Source organism: Magnetofaba australis IT-1, from assembly GCF_002109495.1.
Classification (GTDB): domain Bacteria; phylum Pseudomonadota; class Magnetococcia; order Magnetococcales; family Magnetococcaceae; genus Magnetofaba; species Magnetofaba australis.
Genome location: NZ_LVJN01000020.1, coordinates 895,429 through 920,872, shown reverse-complemented (window position 1 = coordinate 920,872; position 25,444 = coordinate 895,429). Strand labels below are relative to the sequence as shown.

The following is a 25,444-nucleotide window of genomic DNA, read 5'->3' as shown; positions in this document are numbered from 1 at the left end:
GAGTCCGATTCGGCAATCCTGCCGAATCGTCAGGGGGCCGCGCCCCGAGCGGGTGTAATGGAATGGTCCGCTCCGCTACCCAAACGGCCTCGCAATGGGCCAAGATGGTGGTGTGTTTTTCCATCTAAACGGAGTCGGAGCGGACCATGAGCAATCATATCGAAAACGGACAGGTACGGGTACTGGGTATTGATCTGGGCAAGAGCGTGTTTCAGTTGCATGGCGTGGATGCGCGCGGCAAAAGCGTTCTCAAGAAGCGACTGAAACGAGACGAGCTCCTGGAGTACATGGCGCAACTGCCGCCGTGCCTGGTGGGGATGGAAGCCAGTAGCGGCGCCCACCATTGGGCGCGGAAATTTCAGGGATATGGGCATGCTGTGCGTTTGATGGCGCCGCAATATGTGAAGCCCTACGTGAAGCGGCACAAGAACGACAGCGTGGACGCAGAGGCGATTTGCGAAGCGGTACAGCGTCCGAATATGCGTTTTGTGGGGATCAAAAGCGTTGCCCAGCAAGAAATTCTAGCGTTGCATCGGGTGCGCAGTCTGGCGGTGAAGAACCGCACGGCGTTGGTGAACCAGATTCGCGGACTGCTTGCCGAGTATGGGATTGTCTTTCCCAAGAGCATCAAACAGGCGCGGCGGGCGATTGTGCTGATTTTGAGTGATGAGAGCTCGGAAATGAGCGCCAATTTTCGCGTAATTCTGGAGGATGAGCGCGATGAGCTGGCGCATTTGGATGAGCGCATCGGCAAATATGAGCGTGAGATTGAGGCGCTGGCCAAGGCGGAGCCGCAGTGTCGATTGCTGATGACGATCCCGGGAGTGGGACCGATCACGGCGACGGCGCTGTTGGCGTCGGTGGGGGATGTGCGGGCGTTTAAGAATGGCCGGGAGCTGTCGGCATGGATAGGGTTGGTTCCGAATCAGCACTCCACAGGGGGCAAGGCGTGGCTGACGGGGATCAGCAAACGGGGAAATGGTTATCTTCGCACCCTGTTGATCCATGGGGCGCGGGCGGCGTTGCGCGTGTGTGAAAACAAGCCGGATCGCCGCAGCCAGTGGGCAGTGTCGGTGTCGGAACGTCGCGGCGCAAATAGAGCAGTGGTGGCGCTGGCCAACCGCATGGCGCGCAGCGCGTGGGCGATGCTGGTGAAGCAGGAGGCCTATGGGGCCAGCGCCGCTGTGTAGAGAGAGCGCAATACAACTCTAAAAGAAAAACAGGCCGATAAGGAAAGAGAAAGAGATCCCACCAGCCAGGTTGCGAGAGAGAGTCGAGATTGATGGCGTGAAACGGCATAGCCCTGCGTGGTCAAGAACCTGTTTCGCCCAAGGGCCCATAGAGGCCGAGGGTGTGTTGAGGAGGGCCACGCGCAAATTCCATCAGGGCCAGAGGGCGACAAGCCCCTCATCAACAGGCCGGATACATGGGCGCGACTAAGCCTCACACATCAGTGGACATTTTCTCTTGCCGTGGCGGAGCGGACCATACATGGGCGGAGCCCACGGTGTGGTTGTTGATCTTGGGAACTAGAGGGCAAAGCCCTCGATATCTTCCATCGCCAAAATCGTTCAGGTTCAATTTTGAATTCGACTGAGCATAAAAAAACGCCGCAAGGCCTGAGGCAGTGCGGCGTTTTGTTCCGACCCCGCGCAGAGCGCGGGGTCGGTATACTGCTTATCGCTTACTTGGCTTCGGCGGCGGGAGCCTTGGGAGCAGCCGGGGCGCCCCAAGGAGCCACGGGAGCGCCGTAAGGAGCCACGGGAGCGCCGTAGCCGTAACCGGGGTAGCCGTAGCCGTAACCGGGGTAGCCGTAACCATTGTAGCCGTTGTAACCGTTGTAACCGTTGCCGTAGCCGGCCACGTTGGAGTTGCCGGACATGCCGAAGTTCATGCCGAAGTTGCCGGAACCGTTGCCGTTGCCCCAACCGTTACCCAGACCATTGCCATTGCCCCAACCCGGGCCCCAACCGCCCCAGGCGTGAGCGTCTTCAGCGATGAGGGAGGTGGAAGCGACGGCGGCGAAAGCGGCCAGACCCAGGAACAGAGCTTTTTTGCTGGTCATGGTAAATCTCCTTGAAGTGAGTGTCGTTCGTTCAGCTTCTATTTTAGGCTCGCGACGTGGGCGATGCAGATGCCTGCCAATGTGGGTCTTGGCTGAGCGTCCGGCCCGTGCGAGCAATCTCGCGAACCGTTGTTGGAGGGCATCATGGCAGAATCCGTTTTCGAATAAAAGCGATTTCTAATATTCACGCCGCCTTTTCCGCCTATTTTTTGTAAAATTTCTGTATCATTCGATGTTATCCAACTGTTTTGCATAAAAAAACGCCCCATTTTGGGAATCATCCAAAATGGGGCGTTTCTCCACTATTGCGACTAGATTCTACGCAAAATAGATCAAATCCGCGCCTGCAAGGGGTCAAGATTGATCTCCATGGCCGCTGTTGGGAAGGAGAGATTGAAATTCTCCAACACCAGCGGATGGATCTCGCCAATATGGCCCAACACAACATCTTTTCCATCGATCTGCGTGGAGAGCCGCGCGCCGCGCCCTGGCAGGTAGAACGGCATATTGGCGGCCTCGTAGCGCAGCGTGATGCGATGCTCGCGGGCGAACGCCTCACACACCGCTTTGATCTGCGAGAAGTCCACCTTGGGACCAATCGCCGCCACCGCCAGACGCGAACGCTCGCGGGCGCCGGTGTCGCGCTTGGGATCGAGGAAGGAGACATTGCCCACTTCGAAGATCTGCTGCGGCAGCTCCTGGTCGGTATTGATGGAGAAGGTCTCCAGCAGCCCCGGCAGCAACGCGGTGCGGATCTGCGTCTGCTCCACGCTGATGGGGTTGTCGATGGTGACCCGCTCGGGATCCTCCGGCAGCCCCATGCGCTCATACTGGGCGTCCTCCGATGAGAGGATCAGGGTGATCGCCTCAAAGAAGCCCAAGCCGGTGAAAATCTGACGGCAGAGGTTGAAGTGGCGCTGCACCGGACGCTCTTTGGCCACAGTGACCGAAGTGACCGGGGCCGCTTCAATATTGTGGTAGCCGTAGGCGATGGCCACGTCCTCCACCAGATCCATAGGATGCAGGATGTCGTTGCGCCACGCCGGCACGGCGACATTGAACTGATGTCCGCCCAGGGACTCCACGCCGTAACCCATGCGCAGCAAACAATCCTTCATCGCCTCGTCATCCAGGTCCACGCCGATGAGCCGTTTGGCGGCCACGCCGTCAAAGCGCACCTCCTGCGGGGTCAGATCGGGGGTGACCACGCGGCGGTCGGCGTAGTGGACCTCCACCCCAAAGAGTTCGGCGCCCGGCAGCAGCTCGGCGATATTGGCGGCGAGAATGTTGAGGGTCTTCTCCACCGTGCGCGCTTCGGGGCCGGTGACGTCGATGAACAGATTCTTCGACTCGGGACGCACGCGGGTGGATTCACTGTTGATGATGGGCGGCATGGAGAGCACCTGTCCGCTCTCGTCGGAGAGCAGCGGGTAGGCGCTCAGTTGCTCCAGCAGATGCTTGTAGCCCACCCCCTTGGGGTGTTCGGCCAGAATGCGCCGCCCGCTCCAGACCTGACCGTCGGCGATGCCCAGGGGGCAGAAACCGGCGGCGTCGGGATCCAGCACGCCATAATGCAGATTGTCCGCCTTGAGGGTGTCCAGGTCATACACGCCGATGGAGGCGCGTTTGCGGTCGCGGCCCAGCGCCCAGTGCAGGTTCTCCTGCAGCTTCATGATGATGCGCAGGGTCTCATCATCCAGCGTCACGCCGCGCACCTCCACGCAGGCGATGTGGGGACGGAAGCTCTCAGGCTGCGCCACCGCCGCATCCACGGTGACGCGGCGCTGCGGCGGATTCAGATGGTACTGCGAGGGCAGCATCTGTTCGCCCTGATACTGACGCAAAGCGCGGCCCAGACCACCGGCGTCGAACATGTCCGGGCGCACCGCCAGCAGCTCCATGCGGATGCCCTCAGACTCGCCCAGTTGCGACAATTTATCCGGGTTGATCTTAAAGTCGGTTCCGCAGTGGTCGCAACGCACCGGCGGATGCGCCGCGTCGGTGGTCTCCAGCACCGCGTCGCACTGGGCGCAGCGGAAGCGGTGGACTGTGGCGTACTCCTCCACGTCGCAGCCCATCTGCTGCAGCGTCTCCACCAGCCCGTCGCGGGAGAGTCGGTTCTTCAGGCGGCCCTGCAGCCGCTCCACGGGGATGACGATTACGGGCACAGGCTCTCCTCCTCCAACCAGTTCAGACGCGCTTGATAGAGTTGACTGAGGTTGGACAGACCATAGGAGATCATGGCCAGACGCTCCAGTCCCAGGCCCCAGGCCAGCACCGGCGTCTGGCAGCCCATGGGTTCGGTCACCTCGGGGCGGAACATGCCCGCGCCGCCCAGCTCCACCCAATCCTGCTTGCCCTCCAGCCAGACGAAGATCTCCACGCTGGGCTCGGTGTAGGGGAAGTAGGCGGGGCGGAACTGCAATTTATCGAAGCCCATCTTGCCGTAGAACACCTTGAGGATGCCGAGCAACTGGGCGAACGAGGCCTCCTTGTCCACCACCACGCCCTCCACTTGGTGGAACATGGGCAGGTGCTTGTAGTCCACGGTCTCGCGGCGGAACACCGGGCCGACACAGAAGATCTTGCGCGGCGGATTGGGATTCTCGCCCAGGGCGCGAATGGTGGCGGCGGTGGTGTGGGTGCGCAGCACCGGGGTGGAGGCGACACGAGCGCTCCAGTCATAGCGCCAGCCGATGGAGCCGGTCTCGCCGCCGTTCTCATGGGTGGCGCGCACCGCCTCCACCTTGGGCCCCTCGGGCAGATCGCAGATGCCGGGGTTAGAGACATAGAAGGTGTCCTGCATCTCGCGGGCGGGGTGATCCTGCGGCTGGAACAGGGCGTCAAAGACCCAGAAGCTGGAGTCCACGTAGCCGCTTTCGATCTCCTCGAAACCCATCTCCAGGAACACCCGGCGGGTCTTCTCCATCATGCGAATGAGCGGATGCACCTTGCCCGGCGCAACTTTGAAGGAGTCCAGGGTGACGTCGTAGGGGCGAAACTGATAGTTGCGCCAGGAGCCATCGCGCAGCATGTCGGGGGTGAGCTGGTTGGCCAGCATCACCGGCTGCACGCCGTCCGCCATCATGGCGCGCCCGGCCTCGCTCAACCCCACGCGAATCGCCTTGCGCTCGCGCAGATCCACTACCCCGCCGCGCCCGTTGAGGGCTTTGAGCGCCGCATCCAAATCCACATCGGAGCCGGTCAGGGCGTCAGCGTCGAGCCAGCCGCCTTCGTCCCACAACACTTTAAACAGCTTCTCGTCGTCCAGCGCCTCAGGCCACGCTTCAAACGCCTTCTCACCCGCGTCGGTAATGGCCAGGGTCTTGCCCTTCTGCTCCATCCACCCCTTCTGCTTGAGCCAGCGCAGGGATTGCCCCACCTCTTTGGCGTCCAGACCGGAGACCTCGGCCACGGCGGGAATCTCCGCCTCGCGCCCCAGCTTCATCAGGGTCTTGAGAATGCGGCGCTCCGGCAGGATGCCGCCGTCGAAGCCTTTGGCCTTCTTGCCAACGCCATATTCGGTCCACACGCGCTCTTCGGTCACCAGCTCCCCGGCCTCGGCGCGCAGCTTGGTCACCGCCGCCACCTGGCTTTGGTCCAGTTGCAGCGCCGCCACGATCTGGTCCAGAGGGGTGAGCCCCTCCTGTTGGGAGAGGAAGTCGAGAATGCGAAAATCGAGTTCCGGGATCTGTTTCACGCGGAATTTCCCCAATCGACAGCGATTCAAAGCGAGTTGGCGTCAACCGCCGACAGCGGCGCGCCAGGAATGAAGAGCCTGACAGTATACAAATGCGCAGGCGCGCGGTCCACCGCATTCCGTTGTCTGGCGCGCAGCGTTACGCCGTCAGCGGCAGACGCCCAACATCCGCGACGGGGCGCGGCGGCGGCAGCGCCCCGGCGATGCGCCCTAACAGGGCCTGAGCGGTGGGCAGATAGCTGGTGAGTTTGCCGCCGATAAGAGAGACCACCCGGGGCGAATGGGGATCATCCACAATCAGCAGGGATTCCCGCGAGGCGCGGTTGGCGTCGCCTGCGGGCAGCGCGCGCACCCCGGCAAAGCGCACGCCTACGCTCAGATCAGCATGGGGAAAGAAGTGCGCGGCGGAGTCCAGCAGATAGCGCGCCTCATCATCGGTGCAGTGAGCGCTGGCCGGGTCGCCCGCAAACGGCGTCTCGGTGGTCCCCAGCAATGCGCCGCCGCGCCACGGCAGCACAAAGAAGACCCGGCCATCAATGGGGGATTGCAGCGTATAGGCCGCCGTCAGCGGCCACTGCGGCAACACCAGATGCGCCCCTTGGGTCAGCGACAGCGGCGGCAACGCCCCCACCCCATGGGCCACGCGCCCCAGCCACGGCCCCACCGCATTGATTACCGCCCTTGCGCGCAGATGAAAACCGCCGTGGGCGTCCACCCCCTCCAGTCGCACCCCCTGCCCGTGGCGATGAATCGCGTAAACGTGCGCCGGACAGCGCAGCGTCGCCCCCAGTGATTGCGCCGAGGCCATCACCGCGCGGGTCAGGGCGGCGTCATCGGTCTGGGCGTCGAAATATTGCAATAGATGGCGCAGACCGTGGCCGGTGAGACCGTCCGCTTGCGCCTGCGCCAGCGTCAGGGAGGACCAGCGCGCGCCGGGCGCCCCCGCCGCCAATGCGCCATACAGGGAGAGCCCCACGCGCAGCATCCACGCCGGACGTCGCGCACCCGCATACACCGGCAGATGAAACGGGATCAGGCGCACCAAGTCCGGCGCCACGCGTAGCAGCCGGGCGCGCTCGCGCAGACACTCGCGCACCACGCCGAATTGCCGATTCTCCAAATAGCGTAGACCGCCATGGATCAATTTGCTGGAGCGGCTGGAGGTTCCCGCCGCCACCCCTTCGCGCTCCAGCACCACACACGACCAGCCGCGCAAAGCGGCGACCTGCGCCGCCCCGGCGCCATGGATGCCCGCGCCAATGATGGCCACATCGTAGTCGTAGCCGCCAGCGCCGCTCACGCCGCCCCCGGCGTCGGCGCATCATCACACGCCGCCAGCATGGCGGTGATGGCGTTGCACTCGATCAACTCCGCCCCCCGCGCCAACCACTCCCGCGCGCGCTGGGGCGCGCTGGTCTCATACAGCGCCCAGCGCCACGGTCCCGGCCACAATGTCGCATCCGGCGGGATGGCGTCCATATCGCAGAACAGCCATTGCGGCTGCAACTGCTCGGCGATGCGGCGCTGCCGCGCGCCCCAAGTGGCGAACACCCACCCCAGCGGCCACGCGCCCAAGCGTCGAATCGCCTCCAACCCCGGAGCATGAAACGAGATCACCGTCACCTGCTGGCGCCAGGCGTCCAGCATGGGCGCAACCAGACGCGCCGCGCCGTCATCGCCATGGGCGCGAAACGCCGCCCGTTTGATCTCAACAAAGGCGTGGGCGTGGGGAAAGTTGGCCAGCAGCGCCAGCCCCTCCTCCAGCGTCAGCAGACGCGGGCGCGGCTGACCATTGCGGCGCGGTTTGGCGTTGGCGCGCTGAATGCGCGGCCAATCGGCGTGATGCGCCAGCCGGTTCAAACCCACTGCGCGGCGCAGATTGCCGTCGTGCATCAGGAAGGGGACGCCATCGGCGCTGATCTGCACATCGAACTCTATCCAGCGCGCCCCGGCTTGCAGCGCAGCCTGCAATGATTCCGCGCTGTTATCGGCATGGAGACTGCTCTCGCCCCGATGCGCAACCAACTGTTCGCTCCGCATGTCGCCCCGCCTCCTGTGTATGCGGTTTACATAACCGCTTACCCATTAACACGAAAAAGCGCTTTCGTAACATCTGGAAGTTTGAATTATCAGGCATGATCATTGTACGATTTTGATCAAGTATGAATCCAGAGAGGTTGCCCCGGTGGAAATCCCAGAGGCCAAAATGGACATTCAGGTCACCAACGATCACCAGCTCACGCAGATTGCGCTGCGCGGCGAATTCGTCTACAGCACCATGCCGAGCTTCGTGCACCTGATCAAAAAGCTCCACGGCTCGGAGCGCTACTGCGTGGATCTGGGCAAAGCCACCCGCATCGACAGTTCCGGCATGGGCGCGCTGCTGTTGCTACGGGACCTGGTCGGCGAAGACCACACCCGGGTGGTGCTGTGCAACATGCAACCTCGAGTGCGACAGACGCTCATCAAGGCCAACTTCCACCGCCTATTCACCCTCAGTGACGCCTGCAAGTCGGCCGCATAACCCGCACCACGCTCCAAGCAGGACGCACAACACGCTTAATGGCGCGCATAGACGCCCGTCACCCCGTCCCGATCAAACGTCACCACCGCATAGCGCTCCGCCGCCACGCCCGGCGTCTCCATCCCCGGCGAGCCCATGGGCATGCCGGGCGCCGCCAGACCGCGCACCGCAGGGCGCTCGCGCAGCAGGCGTTTCACATCGGCGGCGGGCACATGCCCTTCAATCAGGTAATCCCCCACCTGCGCCGTGTGGCAGGAGGCCGCCGCATCGGGCACACCCAGCCGCTGCTTGACCGCATCCATATCCGCCACCGGACGCTCTTCAACGGTGAAGCCGTTTTCGCGCATATGCTGCGCCCAGGCGCCGCAGCAACCACAGGTGGGCGACTTGTACACCATGATCTGGGCGGCGGCCTGCGCCTCTGGCGCCGGCGCGCCGAACATCCGCACACCCAGCGCCAACGCCGCTGTCACCGCCACCAACGCGATGGCGATGACGCTGCGACGCCAAGCGGGTCCCGCTGCTTTGTGTGACGATGCCGCCATCGGCGCAAGCCCCCTCTTTTAGAGGATTAATAGAAACGCTGTCCGCCTGGCGCGGCATGCGGCGCTTGCGGCTTCTGCGCCGGAGCGCCGCCCTGGGCGGATTTTGTCGCAGGCGTGTAGTCAGCAGGCAATGTGAACAGCTCGGCCGGTTGCGCCCCCTCTTTGATATCGCTCACCATCAGCGTCACCGCGCCATTGGCTTCCGCCTTCACCGGCATGCGCAGCTTCACGTCCACCCATTGGGTCATCTCGCGGGATTTGCCATTAAACGCCGTCACCAGACGCCACTTCTCGGTCTCGCGGCCATTGAGCTGTTCAACCCCTTCCAACACCCGCGTCATCAACGGCCCGTTGGGAATCTCGCGCTGAATCACCACGCTGCGCGACGGATCCACCCACAGACGCATGGTCTGCTTGGCGCCGCGATCCATCATGGAGATCTCCCAGCGTTCGGCCTGCACGCCGCCCACCGCCTCGGGCTTTTTGGCTTTCACGCAGGTCACACCCTTCTTCGCAGCTTCCGCGCCGCACAGCGGATGCTTGGGGTCCGACGGCATCATGGCGCGGTCCGGGCGTGGCGGCATGGGGCCGTAGATCCCCTCCTGATACAGCTTGCGGTCCGGCGCCAGGGTCCAGATCTTCTTATTGGCCGCATCCAGAATCACCGCGCGCTGTTCGCCGCCCACCACGCCTTGGGCGCGCAGCTTCTCGTCGCCCACAAAGATCTGCCCGCTGGCGCTCTGCTTGGGGTTTTTGGGGCTGCTCATGGTGATCACGGCGGAAAAACTGCCGCCATACCACGAGGCGTCATCGTTGGCGCGGGCAACGCCCGGCAGCAGCGCCGCAACCATGAGCGCAGCCGATGTGATCTTTACGAATTGCATGAAAACTCTCCCCGGTGAACAATAGCGTGCAAGGGCGCGCCGCCGCCCTGGCGTAGAGGGCGGGCGTCTGCTACCCTGCCCACCTTTTTTATGCAGCGGCCTGACGAAATTTGGGACGCGCGCGCAATACGGGGATACAATCGTCCCGCGCCGCGTCAAAACTTCCGCCACGGGCTCGCGCGCAGAGCGATATCCTACCCCAGCTTCGAGGAGTTTGAAAGATGGCCGTTGAGCGCACCCTCTCCATGATCAAGCCCGACGCCGTGGCGAAAAACGTCATTGGCGAAATCTACAGCCGTTTTGAAAAGGCCGGTCTGCGCATCGTCGCCTCCAAAATGGTGCAACTGAGCGCCGAAGACGCCGGCAAATTCTACGCCGTGCACAAAGAGCGCCCCTTCTATAAAGATCTGTGCGACTTCATGTGCTCCGGCCCCATCATGGCGCAGGTGCTTGAGGGTGAAAACGCCATCGCCAAAAACCGTGAAGTGATGGGCGCCACCAACCCCAAAGAGGCCGCCGCCGGCACCATCCGCGCCGACTTCGCCGACTCCATCGACGCCAACGCCGTGCACGGCTCTGACGCCGCCGAGACCGCTGCGCAGGAGATCGCCTTCTTCTTCAACGCTTTCGAACTGTGCGACCGTCCGTAAATATGTGAAATATTGGGATGCTGAAAGATATCGAGGGCTCCGCCCTCGAGCTCCCAAGATCAACAGCCACACCGTGATTCGGGCCATCCATGGCCCTCACCCTGCGGGCTCGCTTCGCGAGTCCGATTCGGCTATCCTGCCGAATCGTGAGGCGCCGCCCCACACCCCGCTTAAGGGTCATGGACCCTTAAGAATCCCGACAAATCGCCTCTGGCGATTTGTCACATAGTCAGCGCAAGCTCTGCCTGCGTCACGCAAACATCTTTACCTCTTAGTTAATCCATGACTTCCACCGCCCCCGTCAGCTTGCACGCTTTGACCCGCCAGGAGATGGCCGATCTGTTCGTCTCCTGGGGCGAAAAACCCTACCGCGCCAAACAGGTGTGGTCGTGGCTCTACGTGCGCCTGGCCGAGAGCGTGGAGGAGATGAGCGATCTGTCCAAAACCTTCCGCGCGCAACTGGAAGCCGTGGCCGAGCCCCTGCGCCCGGCGGTGAGCGAACATCGCGTCTCTCAGGACGGTACGGAAAAGTGGCTGCTGGCCCTGGCCGACGGGCAGCAGATCGAAACCGTCTACATCCCCGAAGAGGGGCGCGGCACCCTGTGCGTCTCCTCCCAGGTGGGCTGCACCCTCTCCTGCCCCTTCTGCCATACCGGCGCACAAGGGTTCGCCCGCAACCTGACCACGGCGGAGATCGTGCAACAGGCGGTGTTCGCCCGCGCCGAACTGGCCAAGCGCGACAAGAAGCTCACCAACATCGTCCTCATGGGCATGGGCGAGCCGCTGTATAACTACGATAACGTCACCCAGGCGTGCCGTATCATCACCGATGATGCCGGTCTGGGCATCGGCACCCGCAAGCTCACCCTCTCCACCGCCGGATTGGTTCCGAAAATGGTCCAGGCGGGTCACGATCTGGGGGTCAATATGGCGGTGTCGCTACACGCCGTGCGTGACGAGCTGCGCGATGAACTGGTGCCCATCAATCGCAAATACAATCTGGCCGCGCTGCGTCAGGGCGCATTAGACTACCCGCTCAAGTCAGGCCGTCGCATCACCTGGGAGTATGTGATACTGGATGGGGTCAACGACAGCGACGCCGACGCCCACCTCTTCGCCCACTTCCTGCGCGGCATCCCCTCCAAGATCAATCTGATCCCGTTCAATCCCTGGCCCGGCGTACCCTATGCGCCCTCACCGCGCGCGCGTATTCTGGCGTTCCAGCACATACTCCATGAAGCGGGTTTTGTCACCGTCATCCGCGACTCCCGTGGAGAGGATATCCTGGCCGCCTGCGGCCAGCTCAAAGGCAGCGTGGAAGGGGCGCGGCGACGACCGCCATCGGAATAAAAACGCTTCGTCATACGGAGACGAAACTCATGCAGATTGAGCGGCTGGACCATCTGGTGCTCACCGTGGCGGACATCGACGTCACCGTAGCGTTCTATGTCTCCGTGCTGGGCATGCAAGCGATCACCTTCGGCGCTGGACGTCGCGCACTGACGTTTGGGCAGCAGAAGATCAATCTGCACCAGCACAACGCGGAGTTCGAACCCAAAGCCCTGACGCCGACCCCCGGCTCAGCGGATCTCTGCTTTCTCACCACCACCCCATTGGAGGAGGTGATTGCGCATCTGATGGACTTGAACATCGCCATTGAGGAGGGCCCCATCGGGCGCACCGGCGCGTGTGGTCCGCTCCTCTCCGTCTATCTCCGTGACCCTGACGGCAACCTGATTGAAATCAGCAATCAGACTGCCCCGGCTTGAACGTCGCTCAATCAGCGTCGCCAATCCAGCGTTACTTCACAGTCACTGCAATCCAGAATTGTACAGAGCGCCTAAATGTGTGCGTGACGCAGGTGAAGCTTGCGTTGACTATGGGCCGCCGACTGGTCGGCGGCGGGGTGATTCGGGCCATCCATGGCCCTCACCCTCCAGGCTCGCTAGCGCGAGTCCGATTCGGCAATCCTGCCGAATCGTCTGGGGTCCGCGACCCCAGCGGGTGTAATGGAATGGTCCGCTCCGCTACCCAAACGGCCTCGCAATGGGCCAAGATGGTGATGTGTTTTTCCATCTAAACGGAGTCGGAGCGGACCATGAGCAATCATATCGAAAACGGACAGGTACGGGTACTGGGGATTGATCTGGGCAAGAGCGTGTTTCAGTTGCATGGCGTCGATGCGCGCGGCAAGAGCGTTCTGAAACAGCGCTTGAAACGAGATAAGTTACTGGAGTTCATGGCGCAACTGCCGCCGTGCCTGGTGGGGATGGAAGCCAGTAGCGGCGCGCATCACTGGGCGCGGAAATTTCAGGGATATGGGCATGAAGTGCGTTTGATGGCGCCGCAATATGTGAAGCCCTACGTGAAGCGGCACAAGAACGACAGCGTGGACGCTGAGGCGATATGTGAAGCGGTACAGCGTCCGAATATGCGTTTTGTGGGGATCAAAAGCGTTGCCCAGCAAGAAATTCTAGCGTTGCATCGGGTGCGCAGTCTGGCGGTGAAGAACCGCACGGCGTTGGTGAACCAGATTCGCGGACTGCTTGCCGAGTATGGGATTGTCTTTCCCAAGAGCATCAAGCAGGCGCGGCGGGCGATTGTGCTGATTTTGAGTGATGAGAGCTCGGAAATGAGCGCCAATTTTCGCGTAATTCTGGAGGATGAGCGCGATGAGCTGGCGCATTTGGATGAGCGCATCGGCAAATATGAGCGTGAGATTGAGGCGCTGGCCAAGGCGGAGCCGCAGTGTCGATTGCTGATGACGATCCCGGGAGTGGGACCGATCACGGCGACGGCGCTGTTGGCGTCGGTGGGGGATGTGCGGGCGTTTAAGAATGGCCGGGAGCTGTCGGCATGGATAGGGTTGGTTCCAAATCAGCACTCCACAGGGGGCAAGGCGTGGCTGACGGGGATCAGCAAGCGGGGAAACGGTTATCTTCGCACCCTGTTGATTCATGGGGCGCGGGCGGCTTTGCGCGTGTGTGAAAACAAGCCGGATCGCCGCAGCCAATGGGTGGTGTCGGTGTCGGAACGCCGCGGCGCGAATAAAGCGGTGGTGGCGCTGGCCAACCGCATGGCGCGCAGCGCGTGGGCGATGCTGGTGAAGCAGGAGGCCTATGGGGCCAGCGCCGCTGTGTAGAGAGAGCGCAATACAACTCTAAAAGAAAAACAGGCCGATAAGGAAAGAGAAAGAGATCCCACCAGCCAGGTTGCGAGAGAGAGTCGAGATTGATGGCGTGAAACGGCATAGCCCTGCGTGGTCAAGAACCTGTTTCGCCCAAGGGCCCATAGAGGCCGAGGGTGTGTTGAGGAGGGCCACGCGCAAATTCCATCAGGGCCAGAGGGCGACAAGCCCCTCATCAACAGGCCGGATACATGGGCGCGACTAAGCCTCACACATCAGTGGACATTTTCTCTTGCCGTGGCGGAGCGGACCATACATGGGCGGAGCCCACGGTTTGATTTTTTGGAGCTCGAGGGCAAAGCCCTCGATATCTTCCAAATCAAAAGTCAGATTTTGGCTTCCCATGTTGATTAAGCCCAACAAAAAAGGGCCAACCCACAGGTTGGCCCTCTTACACTCCAGTTGCAGCAGAACAGGCCCGCTGCAAGCGCAGATCAGGAGACGGTCAGGCTGGCCGACTCGCTCCACTCACCGCCCTTGTTGTCCTTCCAGGTCACTTTCACATCGCCGGTGGCGCTGGCCTTCATATCGAAGGAGAAGAACGGGTTTTTGGAGACGCCGCCGGTCCAATCCGCCGACAGAATCTTCTTCCCCAGATACTCCGCTTCAAACAGCACAATGTGGTGCGCCGGGATCAGATCACCGGTGGCGGAGTCCTTGCGCAGACCACTCTCCATGGGGTGTTTGATCATGGTTTTGATGGTGACGATGGAGTCTTTGGCCACCGGTTTGCGCGGACCGCGCACTTTGGGATTGCCGATATTCGCCATATTATTCGCTCCTTACCGCAGGCTCGCCGGACAGTGGCGTCGCCGCGTCATGTTCTTGGATCGCTTAACCGCGCAGATCAACCAGCGCAACCGCCAGCCGCCACTTCCACATGCTTGCTGGTCTGGATCAGCTTGCCGGTGTTGCTCTTGGCCACCACGCGCACCGGCGAGGGTTTGGCCATTTTGATGCGCAGCTCAAAGTTCACCGTACCGGTCTCCGGGGTGAAGCGGAACTTGGCCACCAACGGCTTGGGGTTGTTATCAACAAACACGCCCAGGGATTCAATGTAGTTGCCCGGCTCCATGGGGTGATCCACAGAGATGGGAATCCGCACCAGACCGCCATTTTCGGCTTTGTCGGGCGCGCCCAGGGCGATGCTGCCGGTCCCGGCGGGTCCCGTGCCCATCTCCTTGGCGACCAGATCGGCAATCGCATCGGCGCGGGCCGGAGAGGACGCGCCCAGCATGGCTGCGCCAACTCCCACGCTCCCCATCACCCCAAACAGGCTGCGACGGGTCAAACCGGATTTCATCGATTCAGACATAGCGCTCTCCATAAGCATCGCGCGTCGCTTCGACGCCCTCGTCGTTGCGCGCGGCGGGTCAATCATCTGGTGATGGCTAACAAACTAAAGAATGGCTCAACTCACTGCTCTTCCCGGGTAATGCCGGGAAAAATCGCGGGGCCTTGCGGCCCCGCGAAATCCAAATCTCAAAACAGCGGTTAGGCGAACGTATCGTTCATGATCGCCTGATACCAGCTCTCGGCATAGAGGGCTTCCTGATGACGGAAAGCGGGAGTCGCTTCCATCGGCGAAAGACCGCCCGACAGCTTGGTGATTTTGCCATCCTTGAGGGTGGAGACCAGAGCCACGGAGATGCCGTAGTTGGGCGCCAGGATGCTGTAGCAGGTGTTGACGTAGGTGGGCATGGGAGCCGGTTTGCCTTGCAGCGAAGCGATGATGGCCGCAGCGGCCACTTTGGCTTCGGAGTTGGCGGCGTAGCCGGACTTGGGCAGGCCCGCAGCGGCGGAGGAGTCGCCGATCACGTAAACATCTTTGGCCATGGTCGACTCAAAGGTCTTGAAGTCGATGGGGCACCAGCCCTTGTCATTGGCCACGCCCGCCAGGAAGGCCACTTTACCGGCCTTTTGCGGCGGAATCACGTTGACCACATCGGCCTTGAACTCATCCATCTCAGTGTAGACGGTGTTGGTTTTGGGGTCAACGCGGGTCACTTTGCCGCCTTCACCGGCGGGCACCCACTCCAGATATTTGCCTTTATAGCCCAGTTTCTCCCAGCCGCTCTGGAACAGGCCGAACTTGGAGAACTTGTCCTTGGGATCGAGCACGATCAGCTTGGACTTGGGCTTTTTGGTTTTGAAGTAGTGGGCGATGAGGCTGGCGCGCTCATAGGGCCCGGGAGGGCAACGGAACGGGTTGGGGGGAGCCACCAACACCATGGTGCCGCCATCTTTCATGGCGTCGATCTGATCACGCAGAATAGCGGTCTGAGGACCGGCTTTCCAGGCGTGGGTCATGGTTTTGGTGGCGGCTTCGTCATAGCCCTCAATGGCGTCATAATTGAAGGAGACGCCCGGGGAGAGCACCAGCTTGTCATAGGAGAACACGCCGCCAGCGGTGGTGACCTTCTTGGCGCCGGTATCCACGCCGGTCACGGTCTCATGCACCACGGTGATGCCGTGCTTCTTCAGACCTTCGTAGCCCCACTTCTGCACTTCCAGGTCACGCATGCCCACCAACACGGGGTTGGACAGCGGGCAGGAGTAGTAGTGCTTGTTCTGCTCAATGAGGATCACCGACACATTGGGGTCGGCTTTTTTAATGTATTTGGCCGCGGTCGCGCCGCCGTAGCCGCCGCCCACCACGATCACCTGGGCTTTGTTGCCCGCAATGCTGGGGCTCGCAGCGCCACAACCGGCCAGGCCCACCGCGGCGACGCCGCCAGCGGCTTTGACAAAACTCCGACGAGTCAATTTAGACATACTATTTGCCTCCTGATACGTATTCGAGTGTCGCTTGCAGCGCGATTACTTGTTCGCGGCCCAGAAGTGGGAGATGGCTTCCAGCTCTTTGGCGCTGGCTTTATCCATCCGCTTCTTCATCTTCTTGGGCTGGGGCATTTTCAGAGCCTCATCCTTGTAGTCTTCCATTTTGAACAGAAGATAGTCCAGATGCTGCCCAGCGACGCGAGGCATGTCGTCTTCGGTGCTCTTGCCACCATCTTCGTGGCACTTGGTGCACTTCATCTCTTTGGCCAGCTTCTCGCCTTCGGCGGCCAGAGCGGGCTTGACCATGGCGATGGTCTCGCCGGTCTTCATCGCAAGTTTGGGGTTCTCGGCGCCGCCGGTCCATTTCCAGCCCGCCACCGCTTTGGAGAGGGCTTCGATCTCGGCGTCGGAGTAGCCTTTGGCGATACGGCCCATGATGGTGCTGTAACGCTCGCCGGAACGGAACTCTTTCATCACCGGGATCAGGTAGTTGGCGGGTTGACCGGCGATGTTGGGCATGGCCGGGCCATTGGCCATGCCGTCGGTGCCGTGACAACCGGCGCAGGTGTTAGCCATAGCCAGACCCGAGGCCATGTCGGCCCGCGCCTCATCGGCGTTCATCGCCACCCCTCCAGCGATCATTGCGCCGGCCACAGCCAGCAGGGATTTCTTGTTCAGATGCATCTCTCCCTCCCAATAAGGAAAATTCTCAAAAGGTTTTGGCCTTGGCCAGCGCGGCCCATTTCCATCGCGCTCTCCGCAACCATAACTTGATCCGCTGTTGTCCACGCATGTTCGGATCAAGGCGCTACATACAATCAATTTTGGGCGCTCCCCAGCGCCCGGCGGCGAGATTAGAAATCGCCGCGCGCCGCGCCTTCCATCATCTCCCAAATGACGTTGCGCACGCGCAGAGCCTCCTTCTTGAGTTCCGGCGGCAGCGGCTTGCCGCCATGAATCATCATGTCCAGATTCATGGAGACCAGACGCAGCTTGCCGTCCTTGCCTTCTATCACGGCAATGCGGCACGGCATGAAGCCGGTGTAGGCGTCGCGATAGTCGGCCATCATGGCGCCCACGCGGGCGTCACAGAAGGAGAGGAAATTGACGTAACGGAAATCTTTATTGGTAACCGCTTTCACCTGCTTATAGAACGGCGCTTCGCCCACAAACAGGAAGTTGCGCGAAGAGGCCAGGCTCTTAAGCGACTCCACCACGTCGTCGGGAGAGAGGCCTTCGTCCACCTCTTTCACCCACATCATGGCCACGCCCGGATCGCCGGTCGACAGCAGACGGTCGGCAAAACCGGCGTACATATCCAGCGCGCCCTCTTCAAACTCAGCGAACTTGTCGGCGTGCTTCTCCAGGATCGGCGCGAACTTCTCCATCGCCGGACCGGCTTTGGCCATCAGCGGCGCCAGCTTCTCCATCTGCGGGGCCATCTGCTGGGCCACGCCGAACATGGCGCCATACTTTTGATACATATAACCGCCACAAATCACGGCGACCAAGCCGATGATCGCCAATAAATTCCGAATCAACCCCATTGAACCCTCTCTTGCGACAACGCCCGCGGGGGGCTTTTTTCGTCTCAGACCGCGCCGCAGCGCCGTCGACTCTGTATTAGAATCTCATAATATTAAACGAAAAATTCGGGTTATACTGCCCCATTGTTCCCATCTATTTCAAGCAGGAATTCTCTCCCCTCACACGCCGTCCGCCGCCCGTGTGACAGAATTGTAAAAATTAGAGGGAATAAGCCGCTGTATTCATTGATTCATGGGCCGATATGTTTTTTTTACAGCCAGGGCTGGTGAATCAGGCCCAAATGATCAACGGCGCCAGACTTTTGCAGCGCCCACAGTTGCAACAAATCCGCAGGGGTGGCGGGGTAGAACGCCGCGTCCGCCAGCGACTCGGCGTCCATCCACAACCACCCCAGGGCGCTGGTCTCCTGGGGGTTTAAATGCGGTTCAATTGGTCCCTGAGCCGTCACAGCAAAAACCATATGCAGCACATCGCGGCCATTGGCGTTGGTCTGCAGCGTCGCCAGCAGAGCGCCGACCTCCACGCGCAGGCCCAACTCTTCGAGAAACTCCCGCTCAAGACAGTCGCGGGCCTCCTCGCCAGCCTCCAGATTGCCGCCGGGCAGATTGAAACGCTCCTGACCGCCATACTCATAGCGCATGGCCAGAAGCCGCCCAGCCTCCACCAATACGCCACAGGGGCGAATAATCATGACTTGACCTCAAAAAAGGGGGATGACGCTCTGCGCCCTGGGATTGGCGGCTGGCCGGGCGGAGGGCGACGCCTCACACCCGGCCAGCGCTCTGAAAGACAGTTAGGCGTCGCCCTCCGACTCAGGCTGCTCCTGGTCGCCGAACAACGCGCCATTGAGCCACTGGAAGGCGAATTCCATCAGCGCCTCGTCGTTGTGCCGAATACGCGCCTCGGTATCGGGGTCCAACTGATAGCGCGACAGGAAGGAGGATTGAAACACAAACTTGCGGAACTCCGCTGGATTGGCGCCTGCGGTAAAGAACAGCTCCAGCAGACCTTGCAGCCCGCTCGACAGCTCCCCTTCCTGCCCACGGCGGCGCACGATGATATCCATCCAGCCCTGATTGCGCGCATCGTAGCCATCGGCGCCCTGGTCCTTGCGCCATTCGGCCACCGTCCACTGGCCCGGCTCTTGATGACCTTGGCAGAACGTCTCGTGAATCACCACCGACTCGGGTTTGGAATGGGCGTCATCTTTATGCGTCAGCGCCATACACACCGGATAGTTGCGGCAGGCCGCCGGTCGGTCGCTATAGACAGAGCAGCCGGCGTCGCTGTTGAACGGACAGCGCCCGCTCTCCGGATCCATGCGGATGATGACGATGGGCAGCTTGCCTTTGGGCAGGGTCATGGGGGTGGCGTAGTCGTGCAGAAAGGTCTCGGCGTCGACTTCCAATCGGTTGCGCAGTCGCACCATATCGTAAGGCGTGAGCACAATCTCGATATTCTTGCAGCATTCGTTGAAACAACTGACCCCGGGGTGGCAGCCAAACTGGAAGCGATCATCGGCGCCCAGCTTGGTGGGGTGCAGCAGCTCGAGCAACTCCGCGGGCATGGCGTGCAGCTCTTCATCCAGCATATTCAGACGCGCACGCTCATGGAGGTGGTCGGGATCCGGTTTGCTCTTGTCTGCATTGGACATGCTCGCCTCGCTTGTCACACTCGCCCCGCTCTGCGGAACAAGCATCAGGGTTGGGCTTTTGGGGCGCGTTCGGCGCGCCCACGATTGCGCGCGCCAGGATCACAGGCTCTTGGGAATCAGATCCTGGTGCGCCTTCTGGAAGCAGCGCCACTCGCCGGTCGTCGGATCGATCTTCGAGTTGACGAAGCACTTCCAGTTATGCTCATCGATGAAGTTGTGGTCCATATTATAATAGAAACCGGGGTATCGCGTCTCCTTGCGATAGAGCATATGGCGCGCATGGGCCTCACCCACCAGAATGCGATGGGTGGTCTCCCAGGCGCGCATCAGTTCATGCAGATCCTTGGCCCGCACCCGCCGCGCATCCTCTTTGAGGAGCTGTAGCTTGTCGATGGCGGTGCGCATCATCTGGTCATTGACGCAATATTGGGTGGAGACTCCGCCCACGTACTCATCCATGATCTTCTGCAGTCGCTTGAGCAGCATATCGGGGCGGATCCAGTGGGGATTGACCGCATCGCTGGTGGCGTAGCCCTTATTTTCCAGATAGACCCGCACGGGCGCGTAGACCGCATCGACGCACTGTGCGGGCGATTGCTGCGGCGTGGGGGTGAAATCGGCGTGGTCGAGGCAGTATTTGACCATCGCTTTACCGGCGATGCGCCCCTCGGCGTGGGAGCCGGAGGAGAATTTGTGCCCCGAGGCCCCCACCCCATCGCCGGCGCTGAACAGCCCCTCCACCGTGGTCATGGAGCGATAGCCCCATTGCCACTCCGGCGGCGCGATATCCGCCGGACCGGAGACCCACAGACCGCAGCAGCCCGCATGGGAGCCCAGTAGATAGGGTTCGGTGGGCATCAATTCAGAGGGGCTCTTCTCGGGCTCGATGTTCTCCCCGGCCCACACCCCGGCCTGGGGCGTGCACATGCCCAGAAAGTCCTCCCACGCATGGGCCTCCAACTCGGCGTTGAGCGCCTGCGCGCGCTGCTGGCCCACCTGCTCCTCATGCAGTCGGGCGCGCGCCTGCAGGGCGGTGTCGGTGCGAATGTAGATGGGACCGCGGCCATCGCGCATCTCATGCAGCATCAGATGGTTGCGCAGACAGGTGGCGGGAACCTCCGACTGCCCGTAGGGGGGATAGTCATCCAGCAGATGCTGGTTGGTGGTCATGTAGAGGTTGCCGCGGCAGTTGGTCGCCTTGGCCTGATAGTGCAGAAACCACGCCCCCACCGGCCCGTACCCATCCTTAAAGCGGGTAGGCACGAAGCGGTTCTCCATCATGGTCAACTCGGCGCCGACCTCCGCCGCCATGGCGTAGGTGGAGCCCGCGCTCCACGGCGGATACCAGGTGCGTCCGGTGCCTTCGCCCAGCGCACGCGGGCGGAAGATATTGGAAGCGCCGCCCGCCGCCAGCAGCACCGCTTTGGCGGTGTAGACGAACACCGTATGGGTGCGTGCGCTCAAGCCGATGGCGCCGCAGATGCGGTTGTCATGGTTGGCGTCCAGGAGCAGTTTGACGATCTGCACATGCTCCTGGATATTCTCCTCACCCAACGCTTTGCGCGCAGCCTCGGCGACGATGGGTTTGTAGGACTCGCCGTGAATCATGATCTGCCAACGGCCGGAGCGCACCGGCTGACCGCCTTCACGTAGAGATTTGCCCTCATCGCCGGGCTGCTTCCAGATCGGCAGCCCCCACTCCTCGAACAGGTGCACCGAGTCGTCCACATGACGCCCCAGGTCGTAGGTGAGGTCGTCGCGGGTGATGCCCATGAGGTCGTTGGCCACCATGCGCGCGTAGTCGGCGGGATCCTCATCGCCCAGATAGACGTTGATGGCGGAAAGCCCCATGGCCACCGCGCCGGAGCGCGCCAGCGCCGCCTTGTCCACCAGCAGAATGCGCATCCCCTCGGGGGCCCAGGCGCGCGCCTCGTAGGCGGCGCCGCATGCGGCCATACCGCCGCCGATGATGAGGATGTCGGTGTCGATTTGAACGATTTCAGGGTTGGCCAGATTGCCCATCTCTCACTCCCTTTGCCGCGCGATGGCGTCACACAGTCACAAGGCCGCGCCGCTCAGGGCGTGGGCAGCTTGCCGACGGTGGTAAAGAATCCGGCTTGGTCGATTTTGGACAGATCCGCCTGCGGTTTGCCCGCATAGGGGGCGATGGCGCCCTCGGCGATGGTGCGGGTGGGATAGGTGAACTGTTTATTCACGCCGTTGCGCAGCTGCACCGACCATGTAACGGAGTCCTCGTCACACTGTGGGAAAACGCGCCCGCCCAGCGGCACAACATCGGCGCAGGCGCTCACCTCCACCGCCTGCTGCGGACAGCTCTTCACACAGCTATAGCACTCCCAGCAGGCATCCGGCTCGCGATTGAAGGCGCGATTGTGTTCGGGGTCCAGCGTCATGATGTCGCTGGGGCAGATCTGCGCACAGACAGGTTCGCGCCCCTGGCAGCCGTCGCATCTGTCGCTCAGTACATAGCTGGGCATGACAACCTCCTTGGGACGTCATTTCCTGGACAGAAAAAATACAGCGGGCTGGGTGAGCTTAAAGATATTGGGGCTCCGCCCTCAACCCGCCAGGACGCCGCCCTGGACCCGCAAGGCCAATTGGGACAAATCCCGATTCCCCTTGACCCCCGTTAGTTTTGCTTCGTACTCGCAAGCAACTCTGTGCGTTTATTCAAACTCCGCGCACACGCTCTAAACAGCAAATGACGCTAGGCCAGCGGTGGCTTACCCCCGCCAATTTGACCGCCTCAACCAACGCCCGCAGCGCCCGTCCACGATGGCTCATGCCATCCTTCTCGGCGCCGCTCATCTGCGCAAAGGTGCGATCATACCCATCAGGGATGAATGCCGGGTCATAGCCAAAGCCATTCTCCCCGGCAGGCTCATCGGTGATGCGCCCCTCCACGGTTCCATCGAACAGACGCGACCGCCCCTCGGCGTCGCACAGCGCCAGCACGCAGCGAAAACGGGCGCGGCGCTGGCGCTCGTCAAAATCCTTAGCCTCGTCGATGAGCTTATTCAGATTGGCCTGATCGTCGGCCTCCTCCCCGGCATAGCGGGCGGAGTAGACCCCCGGCGCGCCATCCAGCCCATCCACCTCCAGGCCGGAGTCGTCGGAGAGCGCCAGGCAGCCAGCGTGACGGGCGATCTCACGCGCCTTCTTCAGCGCATTGGCGGCGAAGGTGTCGCCATCCTCCACCACCTCGGGGGCGTCGGGGTGGGCGTCCAACCCCTCCGGCTCCCAGCCGAACGGCGCCAACATGCGGCGCATCTCTTCAATCTTCTTGCGGTTGCGTGTCGCCAGAAGGACCTTCACGGGCAGCCTCGCCTATTGATTTGTCGAATAATTATCGAAATTCATGGGAACCATTCCGATAATGAGCGCCACCGCAGAAGGAGTCAAGAAAAGGCGCCTTTCAGGAGTATTCCGGGAGTGTGTGGCGATTTGATGGCAAGGGACGACGCGCGTGGTTAGGCGTCAGGCAGGGTTTTCAGACAGCAGCGCCCCAGCGGGCTGCTGGTTTCGCAGGAGCACTGCCCCTCTTGCGTCTGTTGGCGGATGAAGTCGCGGATGGTGGGATGATGCTCGAAATCGGCTCGTGAGACGCCAAAGCAGAAGCAGAACAGCGCGCGACCATCCCGCAGTTTCACCGCCATGTGGTCGCGCACTTGCTCAAGCCGAATCACGCTGTCGTCGGCGCCGAAGTAGACCCCTTCGCAGGCCCCATTATCGCAAAAATAGTAGCGATTATTGGACAGAGGAGCCCAATTCCACGCCGTCTTGATGTGATGACGGATGGTGCGGACTGAGACCGGGTGGCCATGGTCCCCACACAGGGGACAATGGCGCGGCTCCTGGCCTACTGCGTTCTTATTTGCAGACGAACAGCACTGTCCCATGTCAGGCTCTCATCAAGAGTGGCTCCGACGCCCCGAGATCACTCCCACTCGATGGTGCCGGGCGGCTTGGAGGTGATGTCATAGGTGACGCGATTGATCCCTTTGACCTCATTGATAATACGACTGGAGATATGCGCCAACAGTTCATACGGCATGGGGTACCAGGTGGCGGTCATGAAGTCCTTGGTCTCCACCGCGCGCAGGGCCACCACATAGTCGTAGCTGCGGCCATCGCCCATCACGCCGACGCTCTTGACCGGCAGGAACACCGCGAACGCCTGGGAGATGCGGTCGTAGTGGCCGGAGGCGTAGAGCTCCTCCAGATAGATATCGTCGGCCAGACGCAGCAGGTCGGCGTACTCTTTTTTCACTTCGCCGAGGATGCGCACCCCCAGACCGGGGCCGGGGAACGGGTGGCGCATGATCATTTTGCGCGGCAGCCCCAGCTCCAACCCCACTTGGCGCACTTCATCCTTGAACAGCTCGCGCAGAGGCTCCAGGAGTTTGAGATTCATCTCCTCGGGCAGGCCGCCGACGTTGTGGTGGGACTTGATATTGGTGGCGGTTTTGGTCTTGGCCCCAGCGGACTCGATCACATCGGGGTAGATGGTGCCTTGGGCGAGCCAGCGCGCGCCGTCGATTTTGTGCGCTTCGGCGTCGAAGATTTCGATGAAGGTGTGGCCGATGATTTTGCGCTTTTTCTCCGGGTCGGAGACCCCCGCCAGCTTGGACAGGAAGATCTCCTCGGCGTCCACGCGGATCACCTTCACGCCCATATTCTCGGCGAAGGTCTGCATCACCTGATCGCCTTCATTGAGGCGCAGCAGGCCGTTATCCACGAACACGCAGGTGAGCTGATCACCGATGGCGCGATGGGCCAGGGCCGCCACCACCGAGGAGTCGACGCCGCCGGAGAGGCCGAGGATCACACGATCCTGCCCCACCTGCTGGCGGATGCTCTCCACCGCGTAGTCGATGAAACCGCCGGAGGTCCACAGACCGTGGCAGCCGCAGATATCCAGCACGAAGTTGCGCACCAGGCGTTCGCCATTTTCGGTGTGGTTTACCTCGGGGTGGAACTGCACGCCGTAGTGACGACGCTCCAGATTGGAGAACGCCGCGACGGGAGCGTTGGGGGTGCTGGCGTTGATGATGAACCCGGCGGGGGGGATCTCCACGTGGTCGCCGTGGGACATCCACACGGTGGTTTCACCGGAATCGAGGAATCCTTCGAACAGCGGTGTGGGTTGCTCGGCCTGAATCTGCGCGCGACCGTATTCGCGACGGTCGGCGGGGGCGACGGTGCCGCCGTCGTGGCGACATAGCAGCTGCATACCGTAGCAGATGCCCAGCACGGGCGCGCCCAGTTGCATGGCGGTTTCGTTAAGCTCGGGGGCGTTATGATCGTAGACCGATTGGTGGCCGCCGGAGAGGATCACCCCTTTTGGCGCAAACGCCCGGATATCGGCGCTGGACATATCGTAGGGGTGGATTTCGCAATAGACGTTGGCTTCGCGCACGCGGCGGGCGATGAGCTGGGTGTATTGCGAGCCGTAGTCGAGGATGAGGATTTTTTCGGCGTGCAGCGAATCGGTCATGGCGGGTCCAGGTTAAAGGCGTCCAGTGTTTGCGTGACAAAGGTGGCGCTAGCGCTGAGTAAATTAGCCGTCGGCTGGCCGACGGCGGGGTCTGGGGGCCGCTGCCCCCAGCGGGTGTGGGCAGCGCCCACGGTGTGGCTTTTGCCCTTAGTCTTTAGTCTCTAGCCGTTTTCCCCGTGCAGAAACTCCGAGCCCGCAAGGGGGAGAATACGAAGCGCGAAACGCAACGTCCACTCGAAAGGAAAACGGGGAAACGGCAGTGAGCAGGCGCGTCAGCGCCGTCGCCTGCAGGGCGGCGAATGCAGTAGAACTCAAGCCCCGGGAAAACCAAAAAATGTTTGCGGGAAAGAGGCTCAACTTATTTAGCCCAAACCAATGAACGCACACA

Annotated in this window: 25 protein-coding genes; 6 read left to right on the top strand and 19 right to left on the bottom strand. The window is 61.7% G+C overall.

Translation table 11 applies throughout. From position 1 onward, the window contains the following. The first annotated feature begins 146 nt into the window (after positions 1-146). The gene (locus MAIT1_RS16245; protein WP_085444598.1) at positions 147-1,190 is read left to right on the top strand and encodes an IS110 family RNA-guided transposase; all 1,044 of its coding nucleotides are present in this window, start codon (positions 147-149) and stop codon (positions 1,188-1,190) included. A 494-nt stretch (positions 1,191-1,684) separates the two neighbouring features. Here MAIT1_RS16245 and MAIT1_RS16240 read toward each other — a convergent pair whose 3' ends face one another. From MAIT1_RS16240 to MAIT1_RS16220, 5 genes are all read right to left on the bottom strand, one after another. Continuing rightward, a complete protein-coding gene (locus tag MAIT1_RS16240) occupies positions 1,685-2,065 on the bottom strand; it encodes a sulfur globule family protein (protein ID WP_085444597.1) in 381 nt (126 codons plus the stop codon). A 332-nt stretch (positions 2,066-2,397) separates the two neighbouring features. Beyond that, the gene (gene pheT / locus MAIT1_RS16235) at positions 2,398-4,233 is read right to left on the bottom strand and encodes a phenylalanine--tRNA ligase subunit beta (RefSeq protein ID WP_085444596.1); all 1,836 of its coding nucleotides are present in this window, start codon (positions 4,231-4,233) and stop codon (positions 2,398-2,400) included. Then, entirely contained in the window at positions 4,224-5,765 is a 1,542-nt protein-coding gene (pheS, locus tag MAIT1_RS16230) for a phenylalanine--tRNA ligase subunit alpha (RefSeq protein WP_158089554.1), read from the bottom strand. Before pheS ends, pheT begins: the two co-directional genes overlap by 10 nt. A 139-nt stretch (positions 5,766-5,904) precedes the next feature. Further along, positions 5,905-7,065: a glycerol-3-phosphate dehydrogenase/oxidase gene (locus tag MAIT1_RS16225; protein ID WP_085444594.1), complete on the bottom strand. Its 1,161-nt coding sequence runs from the start codon at positions 7,063-7,065 to the stop codon at positions 5,905-5,907. Next, positions 7,062-7,805, bottom strand: a complete 744-nt coding sequence (locus MAIT1_RS16220; protein ID WP_085444593.1) for a glycerophosphodiester phosphodiesterase family protein — start codon at positions 7,803-7,805, stop codon at positions 7,062-7,064. The genes MAIT1_RS16225 and MAIT1_RS16220 overlap by 4 nt, the downstream gene beginning before the upstream one ends. 145 nt (positions 7,806-7,950) lie before the next feature. On the opposite strand from MAIT1_RS16220, the gene MAIT1_RS16215 reads away from it, so the two are divergent. Continuing rightward, a complete protein-coding gene (locus MAIT1_RS16215; RefSeq protein ID WP_143814882.1) occupies positions 7,951-8,289 on the top strand; it encodes an STAS domain-containing protein in 339 nt (112 codons plus the stop codon). Between the two features lie 35 nt (positions 8,290-8,324). On the opposite strand, the gene MAIT1_RS16210 is transcribed toward MAIT1_RS16215, so the two are convergent. Together MAIT1_RS16210 and MAIT1_RS16205 are read right to left on the bottom strand one after the other, a co-directional pair. Continuing rightward, positions 8,325-8,834: a DUF411 domain-containing protein gene (locus tag MAIT1_RS16210; protein ID WP_085444591.1), complete on the bottom strand. Its 510-nt coding sequence runs from the start codon at positions 8,832-8,834 to the stop codon at positions 8,325-8,327. Between the two features lie 26 nt (positions 8,835-8,860). Then, positions 8,861-9,718 (bottom strand): hypothetical protein, encoded by an 858-nt coding sequence (locus tag MAIT1_RS16205; protein WP_085444590.1) that lies wholly within the window; start codon positions 9,716-9,718, stop codon positions 8,861-8,863. 221 nt (positions 9,719-9,939) lie between these two features. Between MAIT1_RS16205 and ndk the strand changes: the two genes are divergently transcribed. The 4 genes from ndk (at position 9,940) to MAIT1_RS16185 (ending at position 13,510) form a co-directional block, all read left to right on the top strand. Beyond that, positions 9,940-10,368, top strand: coding sequence for a nucleoside-diphosphate kinase (gene ndk, locus MAIT1_RS16200; protein WP_085444589.1), 429 nt, complete (start codon positions 9,940-9,942; stop codon positions 10,366-10,368). A gap of 282 nt (positions 10,369-10,650) precedes the next feature. Beyond that, positions 10,651-11,718: a dual-specificity RNA methyltransferase RlmN gene (gene rlmN, locus MAIT1_RS16195; protein WP_085444588.1), complete on the top strand. Its 1,068-nt coding sequence runs from the start codon at positions 10,651-10,653 to the stop codon at positions 11,716-11,718. 29 nt (positions 11,719-11,747) lie between these two features. After that, entirely contained in the window at positions 11,748-12,137 is a 390-nt protein-coding gene (locus MAIT1_RS16190) for a VOC family protein (RefSeq protein ID WP_085444587.1), read from the top strand. 329 nt (positions 12,138-12,466) lie between these two features. Next, on the top strand, positions 12,467-13,510 hold the full coding sequence (locus MAIT1_RS16185) for an IS110 family RNA-guided transposase (protein ID WP_085442222.1): 1,044 nt from the start codon (positions 12,467-12,469) through the stop codon (positions 13,508-13,510). A gap of 479 nt (positions 13,511-13,989) precedes the next feature. On the opposite strand, the gene soxZ is transcribed toward MAIT1_RS16185, so the two are convergent. The 12 genes from soxZ to guaA all read right to left on the bottom strand — a co-directional run bounded on the left by soxZ (position 13,990) and on the right by guaA (position 25,056). Further along, a complete protein-coding gene (gene soxZ, locus MAIT1_RS16180) occupies positions 13,990-14,325 on the bottom strand; it encodes a thiosulfate oxidation carrier complex protein SoxZ (RefSeq protein ID WP_085444586.1) in 336 nt (111 codons plus the stop codon). Between the two features lie 77 nt (positions 14,326-14,402). After that, a complete protein-coding gene (locus MAIT1_RS16175; protein WP_158089553.1) occupies positions 14,403-14,870 on the bottom strand; it encodes a thiosulfate oxidation carrier protein SoxY in 468 nt (155 codons plus the stop codon). 179 nt (positions 14,871-15,049) lie between these two features. Continuing rightward, entirely contained in the window at positions 15,050-16,330 is a 1,281-nt protein-coding gene (locus MAIT1_RS16170; RefSeq protein ID WP_085444584.1) for an FCSD flavin-binding domain-containing protein, read from the bottom strand. Between the two features lie 45 nt (positions 16,331-16,375). After that, on the bottom strand, positions 16,376-17,020 hold the full coding sequence (locus MAIT1_RS16165) for a c-type cytochrome (RefSeq protein ID WP_085444583.1): 645 nt from the start codon (positions 17,018-17,020) through the stop codon (positions 16,376-16,378). 170 nt (positions 17,021-17,190) lie between these two features. After that, positions 17,191-17,883 (bottom strand): DUF302 domain-containing protein, encoded by a 693-nt coding sequence (locus MAIT1_RS16160; protein WP_085444582.1) that lies wholly within the window; start codon positions 17,881-17,883, stop codon positions 17,191-17,193. Positions 17,884-18,134: 251 nt separating this feature from the next. Continuing rightward, a complete protein-coding gene (locus MAIT1_RS16155) occupies positions 18,135-18,575 on the bottom strand; it encodes an NUDIX domain-containing protein (protein WP_085444581.1) in 441 nt (146 codons plus the stop codon). A 102-nt stretch (positions 18,576-18,677) separates the two neighbouring features. Beyond that, positions 18,678-19,538, bottom strand: coding sequence for a YkgJ family cysteine cluster protein (locus tag MAIT1_RS16150; RefSeq protein WP_158089552.1), 861 nt, complete (start codon positions 19,536-19,538; stop codon positions 18,678-18,680). Between the two features lie 99 nt (positions 19,539-19,637). Beyond that, complete coding sequence (gene aprA / locus MAIT1_RS16145) at positions 19,638-21,560, bottom strand: adenylyl-sulfate reductase subunit alpha (protein WP_085444579.1); 1,923 nt, start codon at positions 21,558-21,560, stop codon at positions 19,638-19,640. Between the two features lie 53 nt (positions 21,561-21,613). Next, positions 21,614-22,036 carry an adenylyl-sulfate reductase subunit beta gene (gene aprB / locus MAIT1_RS16140; RefSeq protein WP_085444578.1) on the bottom strand — a complete coding sequence of 141 codons (423 nt, stop codon included), beginning with the start codon at positions 22,034-22,036 and terminating at the stop codon, positions 21,614-21,616. Between the two features lie 193 nt (positions 22,037-22,229). Next, the gene (gene rdgB / locus MAIT1_RS16135) at positions 22,230-22,874 is read right to left on the bottom strand and encodes an RdgB/HAM1 family non-canonical purine NTP pyrophosphatase (RefSeq protein ID WP_085444577.1); all 645 of its coding nucleotides are present in this window, start codon (positions 22,872-22,874) and stop codon (positions 22,230-22,232) included. A gap of 155 nt (positions 22,875-23,029) precedes the next feature. Further along, positions 23,030-23,458, bottom strand: coding sequence for a putative iron-sulfur cluster-binding metallochaperone (locus MAIT1_RS16130; protein WP_085444576.1), 429 nt, complete (start codon positions 23,456-23,458; stop codon positions 23,030-23,032). Between the two features lie 38 nt (positions 23,459-23,496). Beyond that, positions 23,497-25,056 carry a glutamine-hydrolyzing GMP synthase gene (gene guaA, locus MAIT1_RS16125; RefSeq protein ID WP_085444575.1) on the bottom strand — a complete coding sequence of 520 codons (1,560 nt, stop codon included), beginning with the start codon at positions 25,054-25,056 and terminating at the stop codon, positions 23,497-23,499. Positions 25,057-25,444 lie beyond the last annotated feature (388 nt).